This window comes from Bifidobacterium callitrichos (assembly GCF_008698085.1).
GTDB classification, from domain to species: domain Bacteria; phylum Actinomycetota; class Actinomycetes; order Actinomycetales; family Bifidobacteriaceae; genus Bifidobacterium; species Bifidobacterium callitrichos.
Map to the genome: position 1 here is coordinate 500,589 of NZ_RZJP01000001.1, position 19,512 is coordinate 520,100.

General features: G+C 64.0%; 14 protein-coding genes and 5 tRNA genes. 6 read left to right on the forward strand and 13 right to left on the reverse strand.

Annotated elements, in window-relative coordinates; all coding sequences use genetic code 11:
- Positions 1-36 precede the first annotated feature (36 nt).
- From EMB92_RS02215 to EMB92_RS02245, 7 genes are all read right to left on the reverse strand, one after another.
- On the reverse strand, positions 37-1,851 hold the full coding sequence (locus EMB92_RS02215; protein WP_150393631.1) for an AMP-dependent synthetase/ligase: 1,815 nt from the start codon (positions 1,849-1,851) through the stop codon (positions 37-39).
- Between the two features lie 21 nt (positions 1,852-1,872).
- Positions 1,873-2,466, reverse strand: coding sequence for a M23 family metallopeptidase (locus tag EMB92_RS02220; RefSeq protein WP_223847523.1), 594 nt, complete (start codon positions 2,464-2,466; stop codon positions 1,873-1,875).
- Positions 2,467-2,864: 398 nt separating this feature from the next.
- Positions 2,865-2,940, reverse strand: a tRNA-Gly gene (locus EMB92_RS02225).
- Between the two features lie 33 nt (positions 2,941-2,973).
- Positions 2,974-3,046 (reverse strand) — tRNA-Val (locus EMB92_RS02230).
- A 45-nt stretch (positions 3,047-3,091) separates the two neighbouring features.
- Positions 3,092-3,163, reverse strand: a tRNA-Val gene (locus tag EMB92_RS02235).
- A 42-nt stretch (positions 3,164-3,205) separates the two neighbouring features.
- Positions 3,206-3,276 (reverse strand) — tRNA-Cys (locus EMB92_RS02240).
- Positions 3,277-3,305: 29 nt separating this feature from the next.
- Positions 3,306-3,378, reverse strand: a tRNA-Gly gene (locus tag EMB92_RS02245).
- Between the two features lie 187 nt (positions 3,379-3,565).
- Here EMB92_RS02245 and EMB92_RS02250 point away from each other — a divergent pair.
- Positions 3,566-4,393: a PAC2 family protein gene (locus tag EMB92_RS02250; RefSeq protein WP_150393633.1), complete on the forward strand. Its 828-nt coding sequence runs from the start codon at positions 3,566-3,568 to the stop codon at positions 4,391-4,393.
- Positions 4,394-4,406: 13 nt separating this feature from the next.
- On the opposite strand, the gene EMB92_RS02255 is transcribed toward EMB92_RS02250, so the two are convergent.
- The gene (locus EMB92_RS02255) at positions 4,407-5,198 is read right to left on the reverse strand and encodes a fructosamine kinase family protein (protein ID WP_150393634.1); all 792 of its coding nucleotides are present in this window, start codon (positions 5,196-5,198) and stop codon (positions 4,407-4,409) included.
- Positions 5,199-5,421: 223 nt separating this feature from the next.
- Between EMB92_RS02255 and EMB92_RS02260 the strand changes: the two genes are divergently transcribed.
- Entirely contained in the window at positions 5,422-6,342 is a 921-nt protein-coding gene (locus tag EMB92_RS02260; RefSeq protein WP_043163741.1) for an undecaprenyl-diphosphate phosphatase, read from the forward strand.
- 117 nt (positions 6,343-6,459) lie between these two features.
- Here EMB92_RS02260 and dnaJ read toward each other — a convergent pair whose 3' ends face one another.
- Both dnaJ and hrcA read right to left on the reverse strand, forming a co-directional pair.
- Positions 6,460-7,614 carry a molecular chaperone DnaJ gene (gene dnaJ / locus EMB92_RS02265; protein ID WP_043163740.1) on the reverse strand — a complete coding sequence of 385 codons (1,155 nt, stop codon included), beginning with the start codon at positions 7,612-7,614 and terminating at the stop codon, positions 6,460-6,462.
- Positions 7,615-7,674: 60 nt separating this feature from the next.
- A complete protein-coding gene (gene hrcA / locus EMB92_RS02270) occupies positions 7,675-8,847 on the reverse strand; it encodes a heat-inducible transcriptional repressor HrcA (protein WP_150393635.1) in 1,173 nt (390 codons plus the stop codon).
- A gap of 355 nt (positions 8,848-9,202) precedes the next feature.
- On the opposite strand from hrcA, the gene tkt reads away from it, so the two are divergent.
- The 3 genes from tkt (at position 9,203) to brnQ (ending at position 14,086) form a co-directional block, all read left to right on the forward strand.
- Positions 9,203-11,311 (forward strand): transketolase, encoded by a 2,109-nt coding sequence (tkt, locus tag EMB92_RS02275; protein ID WP_150393636.1) that lies wholly within the window; start codon positions 9,203-9,205, stop codon positions 11,309-11,311.
- 113 nt (positions 11,312-11,424) lie between these two features.
- Positions 11,425-12,528, forward strand: coding sequence for a transaldolase (gene tal, locus EMB92_RS02280; protein ID WP_107041684.1), 1,104 nt, complete (start codon positions 11,425-11,427; stop codon positions 12,526-12,528).
- A gap of 184 nt (positions 12,529-12,712) precedes the next feature.
- Entirely contained in the window at positions 12,713-14,086 is a 1,374-nt protein-coding gene (gene brnQ, locus EMB92_RS02285) for a branched-chain amino acid transport system II carrier protein (RefSeq protein WP_150393637.1), read from the forward strand.
- Here the strand turns inward: brnQ and EMB92_RS02290 are convergent.
- Entirely contained in the window at positions 14,052-14,816 is a 765-nt protein-coding gene (locus tag EMB92_RS02290) for a carboxymuconolactone decarboxylase family protein (RefSeq protein ID WP_150393638.1), read from the reverse strand. The genes brnQ and EMB92_RS02290 overlap by 35 nt on opposite strands.
- 181 nt (positions 14,817-14,997) lie before the next feature.
- Here EMB92_RS02290 and EMB92_RS02295 point away from each other — a divergent pair, with 181 nt between their 5' ends.
- Entirely contained in the window at positions 14,998-16,458 is a 1,461-nt protein-coding gene (locus tag EMB92_RS02295) for an MATE family efflux transporter (protein ID WP_150393925.1), read from the forward strand.
- On the opposite strand, the gene EMB92_RS02300 is transcribed toward EMB92_RS02295, so the two are convergent.
- Both EMB92_RS02300 and EMB92_RS02305 read right to left on the reverse strand, forming a co-directional pair.
- On the reverse strand, positions 16,436-18,130 hold the full coding sequence (locus tag EMB92_RS02300; RefSeq protein ID WP_150393639.1) for an aminotransferase class I/II-fold pyridoxal phosphate-dependent enzyme: 1,695 nt from the start codon (positions 18,128-18,130) through the stop codon (positions 16,436-16,438). The two genes, EMB92_RS02295 and EMB92_RS02300, sit on opposite strands and share 23 nt — an antisense overlap.
- A 73-nt stretch (positions 18,131-18,203) precedes the next feature.
- Entirely contained in the window at positions 18,204-19,379 is a 1,176-nt protein-coding gene (locus EMB92_RS02305; RefSeq protein ID WP_190973524.1) for a sensor histidine kinase, read from the reverse strand.
- Positions 19,380-19,512 lie beyond the last annotated feature (133 nt).

Sequence of the window (19,512 nt, forward strand, 5' to 3'; positions counted from 1 at the left end):
CCTCGTGGATGACGAGGGGGCTTTGTTGTTTGCGATTCAGCGCTTGCCGGCGTAGATCACGTTGTCGATGAGGTCGCGATAGCGTTCGGTGATCGCCTCGCGGCGGGCCTTCATCGACGCGGTGACCAGACCGTTGTCCTCGGTGAAGTCGTCGGGCACGATCTCGAACTTGCGGATCGATTCCGCGCGGGAGACCAATTCGTCGGCCTGGTTGACGGCACGTTCGACCTCCGCGTGCACGATCGGGTTCCTCGAGGCCTCGGCCAGATCCCTGCACGGTGCGGCACCCTGCGATTCCAGCCATGCGTTCGTCTCGGCCAGATCGAGCGCGATGATCGCGGCGATGAACGGCTTGCGGTCACCGACGACCACGCACTGGTTGACGACCGGCGAGGTCATCACCGACGCCTCCAGCTCGCCGGGGCTGACGTTCTTGCCGCCGGCCGTGATGATGAGGTCCTTCTTGCGGCCGGTCACGGTGACGAAGCCGTCGTCGTCAAGCGATCCCAGATCGCCGGTGTGCAGCCAGCCGTCGACGATCTGCTGTGCGGTGATCTTCGGATGGTTGTGGTAGCCGACGCACACGGCCGGGCTCTTGATGCACAGTTCGCCGTCCTCGGCGATGCCGACCGCGGTGCCCTGCATCGGCAGGCCGATCGTGCCGATCCTATAGCCGGAGGTCGGATTGACGGAGGCCGGCGCGCAGGTCTCGGTCATGCCGTAGCCCTCGAGCAGCGGCAGGCCGATGCCGTTGAAGAAGTGCGCGATCGACTTGTCGAGCGGAGCGCCGCCGCACACCGCGTATTCGACGTGGCCGCCGAACACCTGCATGATCGACTTGTAGACGAGCTTGGAGTACGCCGCGTGCCTGACGCCCAGCCAGAACGGGATCGGCTCCCCGGACTGCTGAGCGACGCTCCACTCACGCGCAACGCCGGTGGCGCCCGCGAAGATGCGGCCCTTGAGACCCGCGCCTGCCTTCTGCGAGGCGGCGTTGTAGATCTTCTCGAAGATGCGCGGCACGGCGAGGATGAACGTCGGCTTGAACGCGGCGAAGTCGGCCAGGATCGTCTTCAGGTTGCCGGACAGGCCCAGCGTGACGTTGCCGGCGAAGCAGAAGAACTGCATGTACCGGGCGAAGACGTGCGCAAGAGGCAGGAACAGCCACAGACGCGCGTATTCCGGCATCGCGATGTCCGGCATCGAACGCACGCCGGAATAGGTGATGAACAGGAAGTTGCCATGGCTCAGCTCGATGCCCTTCGGCGTTCCGGTGGATCCGGACGTGTACACGATGGTCGCCAGATCGGTGCCGCGCACCGCCTGCTCGCGTTCGCGGAACTCCGCGTCGGTGACGGTCCTGCCGTATTCCTCGATGGTATCGAGCGCACCGAAATCGATGACGTACACGTCACCCAGATCCGGGCAGCGATCGCGCACGGATTCGATCTTGTCGCGCTGCATGTCGTTCTCGGCGAAGGCCATCTTCACATTGGAATCGTTGAAGATCGTGCTCACCTGCACGGACGAGTTGGTCTCGTACACCGGCACGGTGAGCGCGCCGATGGACATGATGGCCATGTCGAGCGCGGTCCACTCCCAACGGGTCTTGGAGATCACGGACACGCAGTCGCCGGGCATGACGCCGCGCGCGATCAGCCCCTTGGCCAGTGCGATGACCTTGTCGCGGAATTCGACGGCGGTGAACGACTTCCATTCACCGGTCTTCGGATCCTTGTATTCGACGAGCGACTTGTCCGGCGTACGCGCGGCGCGGTCATCGAGGATCGAGAACAGATTACCGTCGGTGTCGATCGGCTGTTCCAACGGCCGCAGGTATTCCTTGATCATATGCTCCCCTACGAGTTGTACCTAATGCTTCGTCCCCGATTGTAGCCAGCCCGACGGAAGGACGGCCGGTTTGAGACCGATGCGTCGCCTGCCTGTCAACGGCTGCGGATCGAGATAGTCGCGTCTGCCTCGACGAATACCCCAGTGCAGACAGCCGTCATGGCAGTGGTCCGACGCCACCGCCACCTGACCGAACGGCTCGCCGCGGGTCACCGCCGTGCCGACCGGCAGATCGGTGGACGCCGGTTCGAAGGTGAGGGTGAGACCGTCGTCTGTGCGGATGCTGACCACCTGCTTGCCGGCGACCTGACCGGCGAACGCGATGACGCCCCGCGCCGGGGCGATCAGCCGATCCCCCTCCTGAGCCTCCAGATCGATGCCGCGATGTCCGGCGAGCCATGGGCTGTCGGGAGCATCGAACGGGACAACGGCTACGGGCGCATCCACCGGCCAGGCCATGCCCACGCGGCACGCACCATTGGCGCTGCCGATGTCATCGCCGATGTCATCGCCATCGCCGGATGAGATGCCGAATGATGCCGCATTCGCCAGTGCGATGTCGCCGGCCGGGATCGTCGTCATCATCAGCGCCATCATCCCCGTTGCCGTCAGCATTGCCGCCATGAGACGTCGTCTGGGGCCCATGCCTCCTGCATTGTCTCCTCCACCGGGACCGCGATTCGGACCGGATCCGTGATACCGACGTTCTCCGCGGCGTCGACGTTCGTCGTTCCTCTTATCCGGTCGACCTCGACGATCGCGACGATCGCGACCTGCTCGCGTCATATATGCTTTGCATGCGTCGTATGCACGACGCAATGGGTTCATGGTGTTCATAATCGGGCTCCTTTGCCACGTGATGGATGGTCCCCATCGATGGATGGTCCCGTCCACGATGCACACGAAGACCGGGAGGAGTCCAGTCGAACGGAGAATGTGGATGAAGCCTGCGAAAATCTTCACAAACAGAACTCTGTGCAAACAGAAAAACCCCGCTTGAAGCGGGGTTATGATGGAGCGGACAACGGGACTCGAACCCGCGGTCTCAACCTTGGCAAGGTTGCGCTTTACCAACTAAGCTATGTCCGCATAGGATTCCCGCCGTGAGAAGCGGGATTCCAGTGGGCGATGTAGGAATCGAACCTACGACCCCTTCGGTGTGAACGAAGTGCGCTAGCCGCTGCGCCAATCGCCCGAATTACTTCGGTATTCAGTTATATCCGCCGGAAAACCGGTTTCGTGGGCGATACAAGATTCGAACTTGTGACCCCTTCCGTGTCAGGGAAGTGCGCTACCACTGCGCCAACCGCCCGGGCCTGCATGTCATTCGGCCGATGTACATCAGCCGTCCGAGAGGTGGGTACGAGAGTCGAACTCGTCTATACGGCTTTGCAGGCCGCTGCCTAACCGCTTGGCTAACCCACCGTAAGGTTCGTCAACTCTTCGGACCTTAGAGCGGACAACGGGACTCGAACCCGCGGTCTCAACCTTGGCAAGGTTGCGCTTTACCAACTAAGCTATGTCCGCGTGATTTCCAGCGGTTGTTCCCGCCGAAGCACGAGTAACTACTATAACGACATCCTTCCGTTTTGCAAGCACGGCGTGTCGCGCTCCTGATCGGCAGGAGAACGGGTCGGGAACATATGGGAACGCCCACGGCGAAAACCGCATGAAACCGCCCTTTCCGACACATTCGCCGGTTACTGTAGGAGGTATGAGCGAAGAACGAGACGAACATCCGAATGTGCTGATCGCGGCATTCGAAGGTTGGAATGACGCATGCCAGGCCGCCACGAACACGGTCCGTCATCTGGTGGACCGGTACGACGCCCGCGAGATCAGGCACATCAGCTGCGACGGCTACTACGACTATCAGGTGTCGCGCCCGATGCTCTGCCGGGCGCTCGGCTCACCGCGCATCATATGGCCGCAGACCACGTTCTACGAGATCACCATCTCCCCCACGCGTCGCATCTTCGCGCAGATCGCGCCCGAGCCCAACTACCGGTGGCGCGAGTACTGCCGTCAGAGCCTGCACATCGCCGACGAGCTTGACGTGGACCATATCGTAACGCTCGGCTCGATGTTCGCCAACTGCCCGCATACGCGCCCGGTACCGGTGGATGTCTCCCACGATCTCGAAGTCGAGAATCCCTCGGAGGGCTATACGGGTCCGGTCGGCATTCCCACGGTGCTCGACGACATGGCCCGCGAGCAGTCGTTCGACACCACGTCCCTGTGGGCGTCCATTCCCCAGTACACCGGCAACGACGATTGCCCGAAGGCCACACTAGCGCTGCTCGATCGTCTGGGCGACGAGCTGGGCCTTACGTTCGATACCGGCGATCTGGAGGCCGAGACCCGCGTCTGGGAGGCCAAGGCGTCGATGCTGCTGCACTGCAGCGACCAGCTCGCCGAGTACGTGCATCACCTCGAGCGGGACTGGGACGCCGCCGAGGAGGCCCGCCGGACCGCCGCCGCCAACCCCGCCCAGGCCGAACAACTGGTCAAGGAAGCCGAGGACTTCCTCAAGAACCTCTGATCAGAGGTTCTGATCATCCGAGCAGCGAACGGCACATCGAGCGATATTCGCTCACATATCCTCCGCCGAAGAACACACAGTGCCCGGCGATCGGATACAGACGCCACAGCGTCATGCGCTCCTCCCATCCGGCCTTGAGCGGATGCACGGACTGGTAGCCGTCGAGGATGTCACGCAGATAGGTCATGCCGAACAGACCCAGCATGGCGAGATCCTCCTCGCGGTGCCCGCCATGAGCCGCCGGGTCGATGAGCACCGCCTCGCTGTATCCGCGATCCGCGGTCCACATCACGTTGCCGCTCCACAGGTCGCCGTGCACGCGCGCCGGCTTGTCATTCGCGGCGCGTCCCAGCAGATCGGGCAGCGCATCGATGACTCGTTCGGTCAGCTCCATGTCCTGCCTGTCGAGCTCTCCACGGCGCATGCCGAGCTCGACCATCGGCAGAAGCCGCCCCTCGGCGAAGTAGGTGGCGGGGTCGTCCCACGTGCCGGTGTCCATCGGCACCGGGTCCTGCAGCGGCCCGAAATAGCAGGTGCCTTCGTAGCCGGCCGGAGCCGAACCGAAGTGCGGTGCGCCGGCGTCATGCATCCGAGCCAGCGCCGCGCCGAAGTCGTGCGCGGCCTTGACGGTCGGCATCGCCGAATGCACGCGTTCGATGTCGAGATGGTCGTCACCCCAGCCGATCACCTTGACGACTCGGGGGCCGCCCTGCTCCATCGCCTCGCCAAGCCACTGCAGTCCCCTGCCCTCGCATTCGAAGAATCCCTTCGGGCTGAAGGCCCTGCTTTTGCGATACGTGTCCATGACGACTCCTTTCAATGCTGCTTTTACGCTTCTCCATGGCCGCGCAGTGCGTGACGACGACCATGCCACGTTCCGTAGCCCACGATAGTCGGCTCCAATGTGTGTATTGTGCAGGATATCCACATATACCCCCCGTCGTGAGCGTGGTCTTAGCCCCCAATGAGTACAGTGGACACCGCAATTGACGATTTGCCCGAAGATCATAGAAGGTAAGTAAAGGGATATGAATTTCTTTCAGGCGATTTTCCTCGGTCTCGTCCAGGCGTTGACCGAATATCTGCCGGTCTCCTCCAGCGCGCACATCCGCATCATCGGAGATCTGATGATCGGCTCCGATCCGGGCGCCGCGTTCACCGCCATCATCCAGATCGGCACCGAGCTGGCCGTGATTCTGTACTACCGCCGTGACATCATCCGCATTCTCGGCGCATGGTTCGGCTCGCTGTTCGGCAAGGAGGGCACGGATCTCAAATCGCGCCTGGGCGCCAAGAACCCGGATACGCAGATGGGCTGGTTCATCATCATCGGCACCATGCCGATCCTGATCGCGGGCCTGCTGTTCAAGGACGTCATCGAGACCACGCTGCGCAACCTGTGGATCACGGTGACCGTGCTCGCCGTGTTCGGCGTGCTGCTGTGGATCTTCGATTCGCGCGCCAAGCAGGTCAAGTCGATGAGCCAGATGACCGTCAAGGACGCCATCATCTTCGGCGTGGGCCAGATGCTCGCCCTGATTCCCGGCGTCTCCCGCTCCGGCGGCACCATCACCTTCGGCCGTGCGATGGGCTACACCCGCGAGGCGGCCGTGCGTGTGAGCTTCCTGATGGCCATCCCGGCCGTGTTCGGCGCGGGCATCCTCGAGTCCGTCTCCGCGATCAAGGACGTGAACGAGTGCGCCGCCACCAAGGCCGCCGACGCGTGCGCGGCGATCGGCGGCGCGGCTTGGCCGGGCTGGGGTCCGACGATCGCCGCGACGATCGTGGCGTTCTTCGTCGGCTACATCGTGATCATCGGCTTCCTGAAGTTCGTCTCGACGTTCTCCTACAGGGCGTTCGCGATCTACCGCATCGGTCTGGCCGTCGTGGTGGCGATTCTGCTGCTGACCGGCGTACTGCCGGCGATCGATCCGTCCGTCGCCGGATGATGACGTTCGCCGCCGGACATGACCTGCGGCGAATCATGCTTCCATGAGTGAGGGCCGCATCCCGTTGCGCAATGCGCGCGGGGATGCGGCCCTCGTTCGTTATCGTCCGGAATCGCTTCAGCTCAAGGCGTCCTTCAATTTCGAGAAGAAGCCCTTCTTGCCGGAGGCGCCGCCGGTGGCAGGACGCGAGCTCTGCGCCACATGGGTGGCACCGTTGTCGTGCGAGGAGGCGAAGCGTTCGATCAGGTCGCGTTCCTCGTCGGAGAGCTTGGTGGGGATCTCCACGGCGATATGGGCGACGAGATCGCCACGCTCGCCCTGCTCGCGCATGCGGGCCACGCCCAGACCCTTCAGGGTGACGGTGTCCTCGGGCTGGCATCCGGCGGGCACGGAGACGGTCTGCGGCCCGTCGAAGGTCTCGATCTCGAGATCGTGGCCGAGCACGGCCCAGCTCATCGGCACGCGCACCCAGCAGTGCAGGTCGTCGCCGTCGCGGGTGAACTCCTTGTTCGCCTTGATGCGGATGTCGACGTAGAGGTCGCCGGCCGCGCCGCCGCCCTCGCCGACCTCGCCCTGATTGGCCAGCCGGATGCGGGATTCGTCGCGGATGCCGGCGGGCACCTTGACGCCTACGTTGCGCGTGACGCGCACACGACCGTGGCCCATGCACGAGGGGCACGGCTTGGAGATGATGTCTCCGTGGCCCTCGCAGCGCTCGCACGGTGCGGATGTCATCATCTGGCCGAGCATCGTGCGCACGACCTTCTGCCTGAAGCCGCTGCCGTGGCAGTCGGGGCACGTCGTCGGCTTGGAGCCGTCGGCCGATCCGGTGCCGGAGCAGTCGGGGCACAGCCCGAACGTGGTGATGCGCACCTGTTCGGTGCCGCCGAACACCGCGGTCTTCAGATCGATGGACATGCTGGCGAGCGCGTCGCGTCCGGGTTGGGTGCGCGGCGTCGGCCCCTGTGCGCCGCCTCCGAACGCGCCGCCGAAGAACGTGCTGAACACGTCGCCCATGTCGCCGAAGCCGGCCTGTCCGAAGCCGGATGCCGCGGCGTTGGGATCGTTCGGGTCGACGCCGGAATCGTACATGCGCCGCTTGTCGGGGTCGCGCAGCACCTCGTAGGCGTTGTTGACCTCCTTGAACTTGTCCTCGAACTCGGGTCCGGCGATGTCTGGATGGTACTTGCGGCTCATCTTGCGATAGGCCTTCTTGATTTCCTCTTCGCTCGCGGTGCGTTCGACTCCCAGCACCTCGTAGTAATCTGCCACGGTTCGTTTGGTCCTTTATTCTGGTTGGTTGCTAGCGGGTTATTGTGTCACAAGGCTCGGTCAGGCGGCCGGTTCGCCGTCCGCCCTGTCCGACCGTCCGGATGATGCGGATGGTGCGGATCGGGATGGGTTGTCTGTGGATCCGTCGGCGGGCTCGTCGCCGCCAAGGAAGGCGGTGAGGTATCGGGCCACCGCACGCACGGCGGCGATGGTGGCGGCGTAGTCCATGTGGGTTGGACCGATCGAGCCGACGAACGCGACCGGTTCGCCGGATTCGTTGCGTACCGGCTCGAGTGCGGACGACTCCGATTCGGCGTGGCCGTATCCGCCGGAGACGACTGCGGCGTGCAGCAGTCCCGGGGTGTGGGTCTCGGAGCCGATGGCGACGCCGACGCCGTCGACCCCGTCGGCGCGCGCGCTCTGCTCGCTCAGCGCGCTCATGAGCTTCATGAGGACGACCTGCTCCTCCAATGCGTCGAAGAGCGGCGCGAGGTCGGCCATCGTGCGCTGGTGCGCGAGTCTGGATGCGCCGGACATGTACAGTTCGCTGGCGCGTTCATCGTCGGACATCGAAGTGAACGCCTCGGCCAGTTCCTCGGCCAGCGGGGCGAGGTCGCGGAAGCGCGCGTCCCTGGCGAGCGCGCGCACCATCTGGGCGGCGGCGAGCAGCGACGAACCGGAGCATCCGGCGTTGATCGCGTCGGTGAGGTCGTTGAGGGCGCCGGTCGGAGGCATGGTCGTGATGGCAAGCGTGTGCTGGGCGACGCGTCCGGTGTCGGTGATGACTACGGCGAGGAGCGTGCTCATGGCCACGGGTACCAGTTCGACGTGGCGCAGCGTGGCACGGGCGAGCGACGGCGATGCGACGACGGCCACCTGCCCGGTGATCTGGGAGAGCAGTCGGGCGGCCCGCTGCAGGGTGTCCTGCAGGCTTGCCGATCCGGACAGGAAGCTGTCGATGCCCCGCCGCTGCGCCTTCGACAGGGGCACGACGGTGGCGAGTCGGTCCACGAAGTATCGGTATCCCTTCTCCGTGGGGACGCGGCCGGCCGAGGTGTGGGGCTGGATCAGATAGCCCTCGTCCTCGAGCGCGGCCATGTCGTTGCGCACGGTGGCCGAGCTCACCCCGAGATCGTGCTGTTTGGTCAGCGCCCCGGATCCGACCGGCTCCTGCGAACGGATGTAGTCCTCGACGACGGCGCGCAGGACCAGCATGCGCCTCGATTGAGGCATGCGCACCTCCTTCAGATACGGCCCGATGGGCAGCGGCCCGCGCCCGCCGGACAAACGTTCATCAACAATTCATCTCGCTTCATGCAATGCGGCCTTCGGCGTCGACACGCCGCCAAAAATGGCCTATTTGCACATATTCATTGTATTAGCACTCCCATATGTCGAGTGCTAACACGTTCGTCGGCAGCGAAGTGGCACATTCTGTGAACGCTAACGGAACAGAAGCTACCAAAACACGCCAAAATCACACCACTACGTCGTGAAATGACGGTAACATAGGCATCGCAATGTGAGGGCGTCTTGCGCTCGGCACAAGCCGGATACGCGGCCCGACCAATTGGAAGGAAAGTAATCCATGACCGAATTCAAGGAGACCGAACTGGACGAACGCGCCATCAAGATGGCGAAGGTCCTGTCGGCCGACGCGGTTGAGAAGGCCGGTTCCGGCCACCCCGGTTCCCCCATCTCCCTGGCGCCCGTCGCCTACACCCTGTACCAGCACTTCATCAAGCATGATCCGAACGATCCCAACTGGGAAGGCCGCGATCGCTTCATCCTTTCGGGCGGTCACGCATCCCTCACCCAGTACGTTCAGCTGTACTTCTCCGGCTACGGCGTGACCCTGGACGACCTCAAGCACTTCCGCGGCGGCGCGGACACCCGCACCCCGGGCCACCCGGAGTACGGTCTGACCCCGGGCATCGAGATGACCACCGGCCCGCTGGGCCAGGGCTTCGCCTCCGCCATCGGCTTCGCCTACGGCGAGCGCTTCCAGCGTGGCCTGCTCGACCCGAACACCCCGAAGGAAGAGTCCCCCTTCTACCACAAGATCTGGGCGATCTGTGGTGAGGGCGACATCGAGGAGGGCATCTCCGGCGAGGCCGCCTCGCTGGCCGCCAACCAGAAGCTCGGCAACCTGACCGTGATCTTCGATGCCAACCGCATCCAGATCGAGGGCGACACCAACCTGGTGCTGGCCGAGGACGTGCTCAAGCGCTTCCAGGCCTACGGCTGGTACACCGACGAGTTTAGCTTCATCCAGCCCGATGGCTCCTACAAGGAGGACATCGAGGGCCTGGCCGACGTCATCGCCAAGGCCGAGGCCGCCGCTCCGGACCAGCCGAAGCTCATCAAGGTCCACTCCCTGATCGCCTGGCCGACCCCGGGCAAGACCAACGATCCGTCCTCCCACGGCTCCAAGCTGGGCGCCGAGGCCGTCGCCGGCCTCAAGAAGCTCCTCGGCTACGACCCGGAGGAGTCCTTCCACGTCGACGAGGAGGCCCTCGCCCACGCCCGCAAGGTCGCCGAGCGCGGCCTCGAGGCCCACAAGGAATGGGACGAGAAGTTCGACGCCTGGCGCAAGGCCAACCCGGACAAGGCCGCCCTGTACGACCGCCTGAAGGCCGGCGAGCTGCCGGAGGGCTTCGACAAGGCCATCGATGATCTCGAGGCCACCTTCGAGGTCGGCAAGGGCGTCGCCACCCGTGGCGCCTCCGGCTCCGTCCTCAACGCCATCGCGGCCGTCATGCCGGAACTGTGGGGCGGCTCCGCCGACCTCGGCGGCTCCAACAAGACCGACCTCAAGGGCGCCGCCACCTTCGCCCCGGCCGAGTGCGCCACCGCTCAGTGGCCGAACTGCAACGAGTTCGGTCGCCAGCTGCACTTCGGCGTGCGCGAGTTCACCATGGGCTGCATCACCAACGGCATCCTGCTGGGCTCCCACACCCGTCCGTTCGGCGGCACCTTCTTCATGTTCTCCGACTACGAGCGCTCCGCCGTCCGTCTGGCCGCCCTCATGGAGATCCCGAACCTCTACGTGTGGTCCCACGACTCCGTCGCCGTCGGCGAGGATGGCCCGACCCACCAGCCGATCGAGCACCTGGCCTCCTTCCGCGCCATTCCGCAGCTCGAGGTCATCCGCCCGGCGGACGCCTTCGAGACCGCCGAGGCCTACCGCTACTTCTTCGAGAAGAAGAACACGCTGCCGGGCGCCATGGTGCTGACCCGTCAGGGCGTGCCGGTGCTCGCCGAGACCGCCGCCAAGGCCAAGGACGGTGTCCGCAAGGGCGCCTACGTCCTGGTCGACACCGAGGGCACTCCGGACGTCATCATCATGGCCTCCGGCTCCGAGGTCCAGTGGGCCGTCTCCGCCGCCAAGACCCTGGCCGGCGAGGGCGTCAAGGCCCGCGTCGTCTCCGTGCCGTCCATGGAGTGGTTCGAGGAGCAGGACGCCGAGTACAAGGAGGCCGTGCTTCCGGCCGCCGTCAAGGCCCGCGTCTCCGTCGAGGCCGGTGTGGCGATGCCGTGGTACAAGTACCTCGGCTCCTACGGCAAGCCCGTCTCCATCGAGCAGTTCGGCCTGCAGGGCAGCGGCGCTCAGAACATGATCGACCTCGGCATCACCGCCGAGCACGTGGTCGAAGCCGCCAAGGCCTCCATCGCGGAAGTCGAAGCCGCCAAGTGACCCGTCGATCGGTGGCCTTCGGCACGCCGTAGCGGCCGTGCCGAAGGCCACCGATCCGCCCACCAACAATAGATTTCGAAGTTTGATCCAATAAGGTATCAAGGAGAAAATAAATGACTGAAGCAACTCAGCGCACGTCCGACAACGGCGTTTCCATCTGGCTGGACGATCTGTCCCGCTCCCGCATCGAGTCCGGCTCCCTGCAGGACCTCATCGCCAACAAGAACGTGGTCGGCGTCACCACCAACCCGTCCATCTTCCAGAAGGCCCTGAGCCAGGTCGGTCCGTACGACGCGCAGCTCAAGGAGCTGGGCAAGGTCGACGTCGAGACCGCCGTGCGTGAGCTCACCACCACCGATGTGCGCAACGCCACCGACATCTTCCGCGAGATCGCCGAGAAGACCGACTTCGTCGACGGCCGTGTCTCCATCGAGGTCGACCCGCGTCTGGCCCACGACACCGAGAACACCGCCAAGCAGGCCGTTGAGCTGTGGGAGAAGGTCAACCGTCCGAACGCGATGATCAAGATCCCGGCTACCCTCGAGGGCCTGCCGGCCATCACCGCCACCCTGGCCAAGGGCATCTCCGTCAACGTCACCCTGATCTTCTCGCTCGAGCGCTACGAGCAGGTCATCGACGCCTTCATCGAGGGCATCGCCCAGGCTGACGCCAACGGCCACGACCTCAAGCACATCGGCTCCGTCGCCTCCTTCTTCGTCTCCCGCGTGGACACCGCGGTCGACAAGCTGCTCGAAGCCAACGGCTCCGACGAGGCCAAGGCCCTCGAGGGCAAGGCCGCCGTCGCCAACGCTCGCCTCGCCTACGAGCTGTTCGAGAAGAAGTTCGCCGAGGATCCGCGCTGGGCCGATCTGGCCGCCAAGGGCGCCAAGGTCCAGCGTCCGCTGTGGGCCTCCACCGGCACCAAGAACGCCGCCTACTCCGACTGCAAGTACGTCGACGAGCTGGTCGCCCCGCACATCGTCAACACGATGCCGGAGAAGACCCTGAACGCTCTGGCCGACCACGGCAACGGCGCTCCGTCCATCGAGGGCACCTACGAGGAGTCCCACGCCATCATCAACAAGCTGGCTGAGCTGGGCATCAACCTCAAGGACGTCACCGACAAGCTGGAGGCCGACGGTGTCGCCGCCTTCATCAAGTCCTGGGACTCCGTCCTGGCCGACGTCCAGTCCGGCATCGACCGCGTCAACGCCTGAGATCCCCTCAGTCGCGCATCGCGCGTCCACATACCGGCTGAATAGCTGAACCATTGAGGCTCCCGACCTTTACGGTCGGGAGCCTCAATGCGTATGGTGGAATGCGCACGAATCGCATCGTGCCGCGCGAATCACGACGGACAACGGAACAGACAACAACAGACAACAGAGAGGATGACGCTCCATGCAATCGAACACGCAACTGAACGCACGCCAACGGCTGGTGATGACCTTCACGTTCTTCTCGATGTTCTTCGGAGCGGGCAACCTCATCTTCCCGCCGTTCGTGGGCGCGCAGGCGGGATCCGCCGCCCTGCCCGCGGCCGTCGGCTTCATCGTCTCGGCGGTCGGCCTGCCTATCCTCGGCGTGCTGGCCGTCACGTTCGCGGGCGGATTCGACGCGCTCGCCGGACGGGTCTCCCCCAGATTCGCGCTGCTGCTGGGAATCGCCATCATTCTGACGATCGGACCGTGCTTCGCGATCCCACGCACGGCGACCACGTCGTTCGAGATGATGGTCGCGCCGTATATCGCGTCCGACTCGCGATGGATCGCGCAGCTCGTCTATTCGTTGGTGTTCTTCGCATTGTCGTTCATCTTCGCGCAGCACCCGGAGAAGCTCTCCAAGGTGCTGGGACGGTTCATGGGACCGCTGCTGTTGACGCTCATCGCCGTGCTGTTCGCCGCCTGCCTCGTGCATGGCATCGACCGGAACGTGGCGCCGATCGGCGACTATGCGTCCGGGCAGATGGCGCGTGGATTCCTCGACGGATATCAGACGATGGATCTGCTGGCCGCGCTGTACTTCGGCATCGTGATCTCGGCCAACATCCGTGCCCAGCGGATCAACAACGAACGGCAGGTGCAGGTCGAGACCGCATATGCGGGCGTCGGCACCGGCGTGCTGCTCATCCTCATCTACGGCGCGCTGAGCTACGTGGGCGTGGTCTCCGGAGCGATCACCGCGATCAACCCGTCCGGCGATACTGGCGCCACGGTGCTCACCAATCTCACCCAGTCGGTGTTCGGTACGGCCGGCACCGCGTTCCTGGGCGTCGTGTTCGTCATCGCCTGCCTCAACGTGTGCACCGGACTGATCTGCACATGCGCTACGTACTTCCACACGAAATTCCCCACTGTCGGCGGACGCACGGTGAGCTACCGCGCATGGCAGCTGCTGTTCACCGTGTTCAGCTTCGTGGTGTCGAACGCCGGGCTGAGCCTCATCATCAAGGTGTCCGTGCCGGTGCTCTCCGCACTGTATCCGATCTCGATCGTGCTGGTCCTGCTGGCGCTCACCCATCGCGTGCTGGGTGCACGACTGCCGCGCGTGTACTTCTGGACAGTGCTGCTGGTCGGTCTCGTGGCGTTCGCCGGATGCGTCTCCTCGCTGGTCACGGTGTTCGGCGGCTCAATCCCCTGGATGGATGCGACGCTCGCGCTGCTGCCGTTGCATGATGCCCAGCTCGGATGGGTGCTGCCGGCCGTGCTGGGCATCGTTTGCGGCGTCGTTGACTCGCTGATCAATCAGCGGAGGCTGAGGCGGCGGCCTCGTTGATGCAGCGGATCGCGTTCAGGGTGCGCGGATAGCCGATGTAGGGCATCGTCTGGGAGACGACGGCGATAAGGAACGCCTTCTCGTTGCCGACGCGCAGATTGGCCTTCGCATGGGCGACGAGCTGCGGTTCGCAGCCACCCTGCGCGGCGAGGAAGCACAGCGTGATCATCTCGCGGTGACGCGTGTCGAGACCACCGCGCGTGTAGTAGTCGCCGAAGCAGTTGTCCGCCAGCCATTTGTTGATGTGTCGTGTCTCCTCCGGTCCGGACGTGGCGAAGCCGCGCATCCCCTCGCCGAAGATCTCGATCTGAGAGCGCTCGCCCGCCTCGGCGCGCGTCTCGGGCGTCGTGGTGGACTGTCCTTCGAGCGGTAGCGTGACTCCGCGATCGGTCAGCACTTCATTGACGATGTTGAGGAACGGCAGGACGCGGCCGAATCCGAGGTAGGCGACGGACTGATAGACGACCTCCTTGACCTGGACGGGCGTCACTCCCCCGTCGAGCGCGACCGGCAGCATCGTGGCGAACGCGTCCGTGCCCTGACATCCGATGAGCGTGGCGAGGATAGCCATCGACCGGGTGGCGTCGTCGAGATCGGGGTGGTTGGCACCCGGCTCGTGGATGACCTCGTCGTAGGCGAATCGGGTGAACAGGTCGATGAACTCCGGGTCACACTGGCCGAGCGTGGGCTTGTTGTCGGCGAACAGACCGCCTTTCCTGGTTCCGAACATCGATGGTTCCTTTCCCTTGACATGCGTGGACGACTGATTCCCACCCTATGGACTTCAAGCGCTGGAGGTCAACGGTCGTCCAGCGTGTCGTTGTCCGCACTGTTGCGGATACAATGCCCACGGCCCGAGTGGATGGGCGTGCGGAGGAGAACGAACGGACATGGGGAGGAGCCAAGCGGTCATGGACAGCGAACTGTTCGAGAGGGCGCCGATTCCGAAGGCGTATTTCAGTCTGGCGATGCCGGTGGTGCTGAGCATGCTGGTCACGCTCGTGTACAACATGGTCGATACTTACTTCATCGCGCACACCGGTGACACGAACATGGTTGCGGGCGTCTCGCTGACCGCCCCGGTGTTCACGGTGATGATCGCGTTGGGCGACATCTTCGGCCTTGGCGGCAGTTCGGTCATCTCCCGTCTGTTCGGCCAGCACCGGTTCGCCGACGGCAAGAGGCTGAGCGTGTTCTGCTTCTACGCGGCGATCCTGACCGGCATCCTCATCGTGGTGCTGGGCCTCGTCTTCCGCGATCAGATGCTGACGCTCCTCGGCGCGACCAGCGACACGTGGGTGCCGGCGAGCGAGTTCTACACGCTGATCATCATCGGATCGCCGTTCATCATCGTGTCGATGACGCCGACGAACATGCTGCGCACCGAGGGCCATGCGGTGCAGTCGATGATCGGTTCGATCGCCGGCACCGCGATCAACGTGGTGCTCAATCCCCTGTTCATCCACGTCTTCGGCTGGGGTGCGGCCGGTTCCGCGGGGGCCACGGTGATCGCGAACATCCTCACCGACGCGTACTTCGTGTGGTTCCTGTTGAAGCGCAGCCCGAACCTGTCGATCGACCCGCGGCTCATGTTCCGCAAAGACGATGCGCCGCGCACGACGACGGACATGACGGCGGATGCCATGACGGCGGATGCATCAACGGCGCATACGAGGCCGACGCGCGGTCGCCTCGACATCACCGGCGCCGAGATCCGCGATATCCTCGTCATCGGCATTCCCTCGGCCATCACGAACCTCACGCAGAGCGTCGGCATCGTGATGATGAACCTGTTCCTGCTGCCCTACGGCACCGACACGGTGGCGGCGATGGGCATCGCGCTCAAGGTCGTGATGATCGCGGTGCTCGTGTTCGTCGGCTTCGCGTTCGGTGCACAGCCGCTCATCGGCTACAACTACGGAGCACGGAACATGGTCAGGCTCGCCGGCATCATGCGGTTCGCATACGCGTTCCTATGCTCGTTCGCGCTGGTGATGACGGTGGTCCTAAGCGTCTTCGACCGTCAGCTCATGCGCTTCTTCATCGCCGACGAGACGATCATCACGCTTGGTGCGGGTATTCTGCGCGTGCAGCTGCTGAGCCTCGTGTGCGTGGCGATCGTCATGGTCACGACGTGCACGTTCCAGTCGACCGGCAAGGCACTGGGCGCGTTCCTGCTGTCGATCGGGCGTCAGGGCGTGATCCTCGCCGTGACGCTGTTCATCGGCTCTCGTGTGGCGGGCTATAACGGCGTGATCGCCGCGCAGGCGTTGGCCGATCTCGTGACGGCGGTTCTAGCGGTGGTGCTGTTCGTGGTGATGCTGCCGGAGCTGCGCGGATCGCGTGGAATCAGCTCTGCCAGTAGTAGCTGAAGAAGTCGGCGATCTTGGCGGTTGCGTCCTTCAGTACCTCGATGCGCGGCAGGTAGACGATGCGGAAGTGGTCCGGCTCGCCCCAGTTGAAGCCTCCTCCGCGCGTGATGAGGATGCGCTGGTCATGCAGCAGGTCGAGCGCGAACTGCTCGTCGTCGTGGATGTGGAACCGCTTCACGTCGATCTTCGGGAAGATGTAGAACGCGGCCTTCGGCTTGACGGCGGTCAGACCGGGAATCGCGTTGATCGCGTTGTAGATGTACTCGCGCTGCTCGTAGAGACGTCCGCCGGGCACGATGTAGTCGTTGACGCTCTGATGGCCGCCGAGCGCGGTCTGCACGATCGACTGTGCGGGCACGTTCGAGCAGATGCGCATGTTCGCGAGCATGTTGATGCCCTCGATGTAGTCGCGGGCGATGCGCTTGTTGCCGGAGAGCACCATCCAGCCGACGCGGTAGCCGGCGATCATGTGCGACTTGGACAGGCCGGAGAACGTGACGCAGAACAGGTCAGGGGCGAGCGAGGCGATGGACGTGTGCTTCAAGCCATCCATGACCAGACGGTCGTAGATCTCGTCGGAGAAGATCATGAGATGGTGCTCGCGCGCGAGTTCGACGATCTGCTCGAGCACCTCCTTCGGGTAGAGCGCGCCGGTCGGGTTGTTCGGATTGATGAGCACGATGGCGACGGTGCGGTCGGTGATCTTCGAGCGCATGTCATCGATGTCCGGATACCATTCGGAGGATTCATCGCACACGTAGTGGACGGCGGTGCCGCCGGCGAGGTTCACGCAGGCGGTCCACAGCGGATAGTCAGGGCTCGGGATGAGCACCTCGTCGCCGTCATCGAGCAGCGCGGACATGCACAGGTTGATGAGCTCGCTCACGCCGTTGCCGGTGTAGATGTCGTCGATGGTGACGTTCGGCAGGTTCTTGAGCTGCGCGTACTGCATGATGGCCTTACGGGCGGAGAACAGGCCCTTGGACGGCGAGTAGCCTTCGGTCTCGGTCAGCTGGTGGGCCATGTCGTAGACGACCTCGTCCGGGGTGCGGAAGCCGAACGGAGCGGGGTTGCCGATGTTGAGCTTGAGGATGTGGGTGCCGTCGGCCTCCATGCGGGCCGCCTCGTCGACGACCGGGCCGCGCACGTCGTAGAGCACGTGGTCGAGCTTGTGCGACTTGCCGAACGTGCGGCGACGCGGAGTCGAGGAGCTCGGCGAGGACGGCGATGCGGCCGAAGACGCGGAGGATCCGGTCGATCCCGTCTCAGTGGATGTGAATGCTGTGTTCCCATCATCGATCGGACGCACGGCGTGGGTCGGTTCGGGGAACGGTTCGACGATCGGATCGGTGTCGGCCGTGGATTCGGGATCGATGGCTTCCGTGTCGTTCGCAGAGGACGGCATCGAGGCTCCCGGACCAAGGTCCGTGACAACGTCGTTGGCCGAGCTTCTCAGATCCCCCTTGAGCCAGTTCGCATCCACCTTGAGCTCGCCGGCGAGGAAGTCAAGCACATCCTCGCGGGGCATGGTTTTGCCGGCCACGTACTGGCTGATGTGGCTCTTGCCCATCTTGACGCCGCTGCGTTCGGCGGCGTGGACGAGATCGATCTGCTTCATTCCCCTGTCGATCATCGCGTTGCGCAGACGGTCGGCGAACACCGTAGTGGTCATGGCTTCCTCCAAACCATAAAGTTCAATTTATATTGAACATTGGTTCAAAAGCTAGCCCCGGTTCAAGACAAGTTCAATTTGATTCCCGCGTCATCTCACATCGTGAATTGAACTTTCGGGAATCGTATGGAATCACCGCGATGACGGACCATTCGCCGGGGACCGCCCTGTCATCCTCGCCTCCCTTGTGGTCATCCGTATCGCCGTCACTGTCCGCTACAACATCAATGGTCCCGCCCAATGGGGCGAGCTCCCGTCGCAGCCGTTCCAGACCAGTGCCGGCACCACGGGTGTCCTCCGCCTTCGCCACGTCGCAGGCCGTGACGATGACGCGATGCTCGTCGAATACGATGTTCACGTCGTATCCGCCATCGGGTCTCGCATGACGGGCCATATTCGCGTAGAGTTCGCGGATCAACGCCATGAGAACGTCGGCGGCATCGGAGTGCAGGGCGCATGCAAAGCGGCATTCTACCGAGGAGGTGCCCTCGAAGCCCAGCATCCGCAGTCGATCGTCGAGTTCGGTCAGGAGTGCGGTGACGTCGTGCTCCACAATGCGCTCACCCATGTCGTCCAGAACGGCGTCTCGGGCATCGTCCCGAGCAACGGAATGCGCCGCTGCAGGAATCGTCTCCCCTCCATCATCGGCGTTCCCCTCCATCATCGCAATCACCTCGTGAACCCGATCCAACGCCTCGCGAGCCATCCGCTGTGACAGTTCAAGCCGCTCGTCCGTGATCCCACGGGAATCGGAGCGCATACATTCGAGATCCGTGATGAGAAACGCCAGTTTGTTGGTCACGTCATCATGCAGACGGGCCGCCATCCTGTGCCGTTCATCACGCTCCGTCATCTCGCGGGCGATACGACGCTCCTCTATGAGCGCACGAACGCGCTGTCCACGCCAGCGTATCGCGGCCGCGATCAACAGCAGCACCATCGTCGTCGCCACCACGACGGACACGACCGGTGCCGAGAACGGCGGAATTCCGTGGATCCAGCCCCATCCCGCGGCGATCAACACCACGATTGCCGCCGAAGACATGTGCAGACCGCCCTCATATCCCAGCATAAGCAGAGCCAACGCAGCCGCAAGAGGCATCACCGACGGCATCCACGGCACCGAGACGGTATGCACGCCAATCAGGGTCAGACCGTTGTTGATGGTATCCACGAACCCCGATGACAGCATGCCGGCGATCGACAGCACCAGCGTCATCCACGCTCCGACGGTCGGCAGCACCGCCATCAGCAACACGCATGCCACGTACACGCCTGCGGTGAACGGCGCGGACGTCGGGTACACGACATCAGCCCACACCAGTTCGCGGACGCACGAGATCATGACGACGACACCGACCGCTACGGCCGAGTATCGTCGC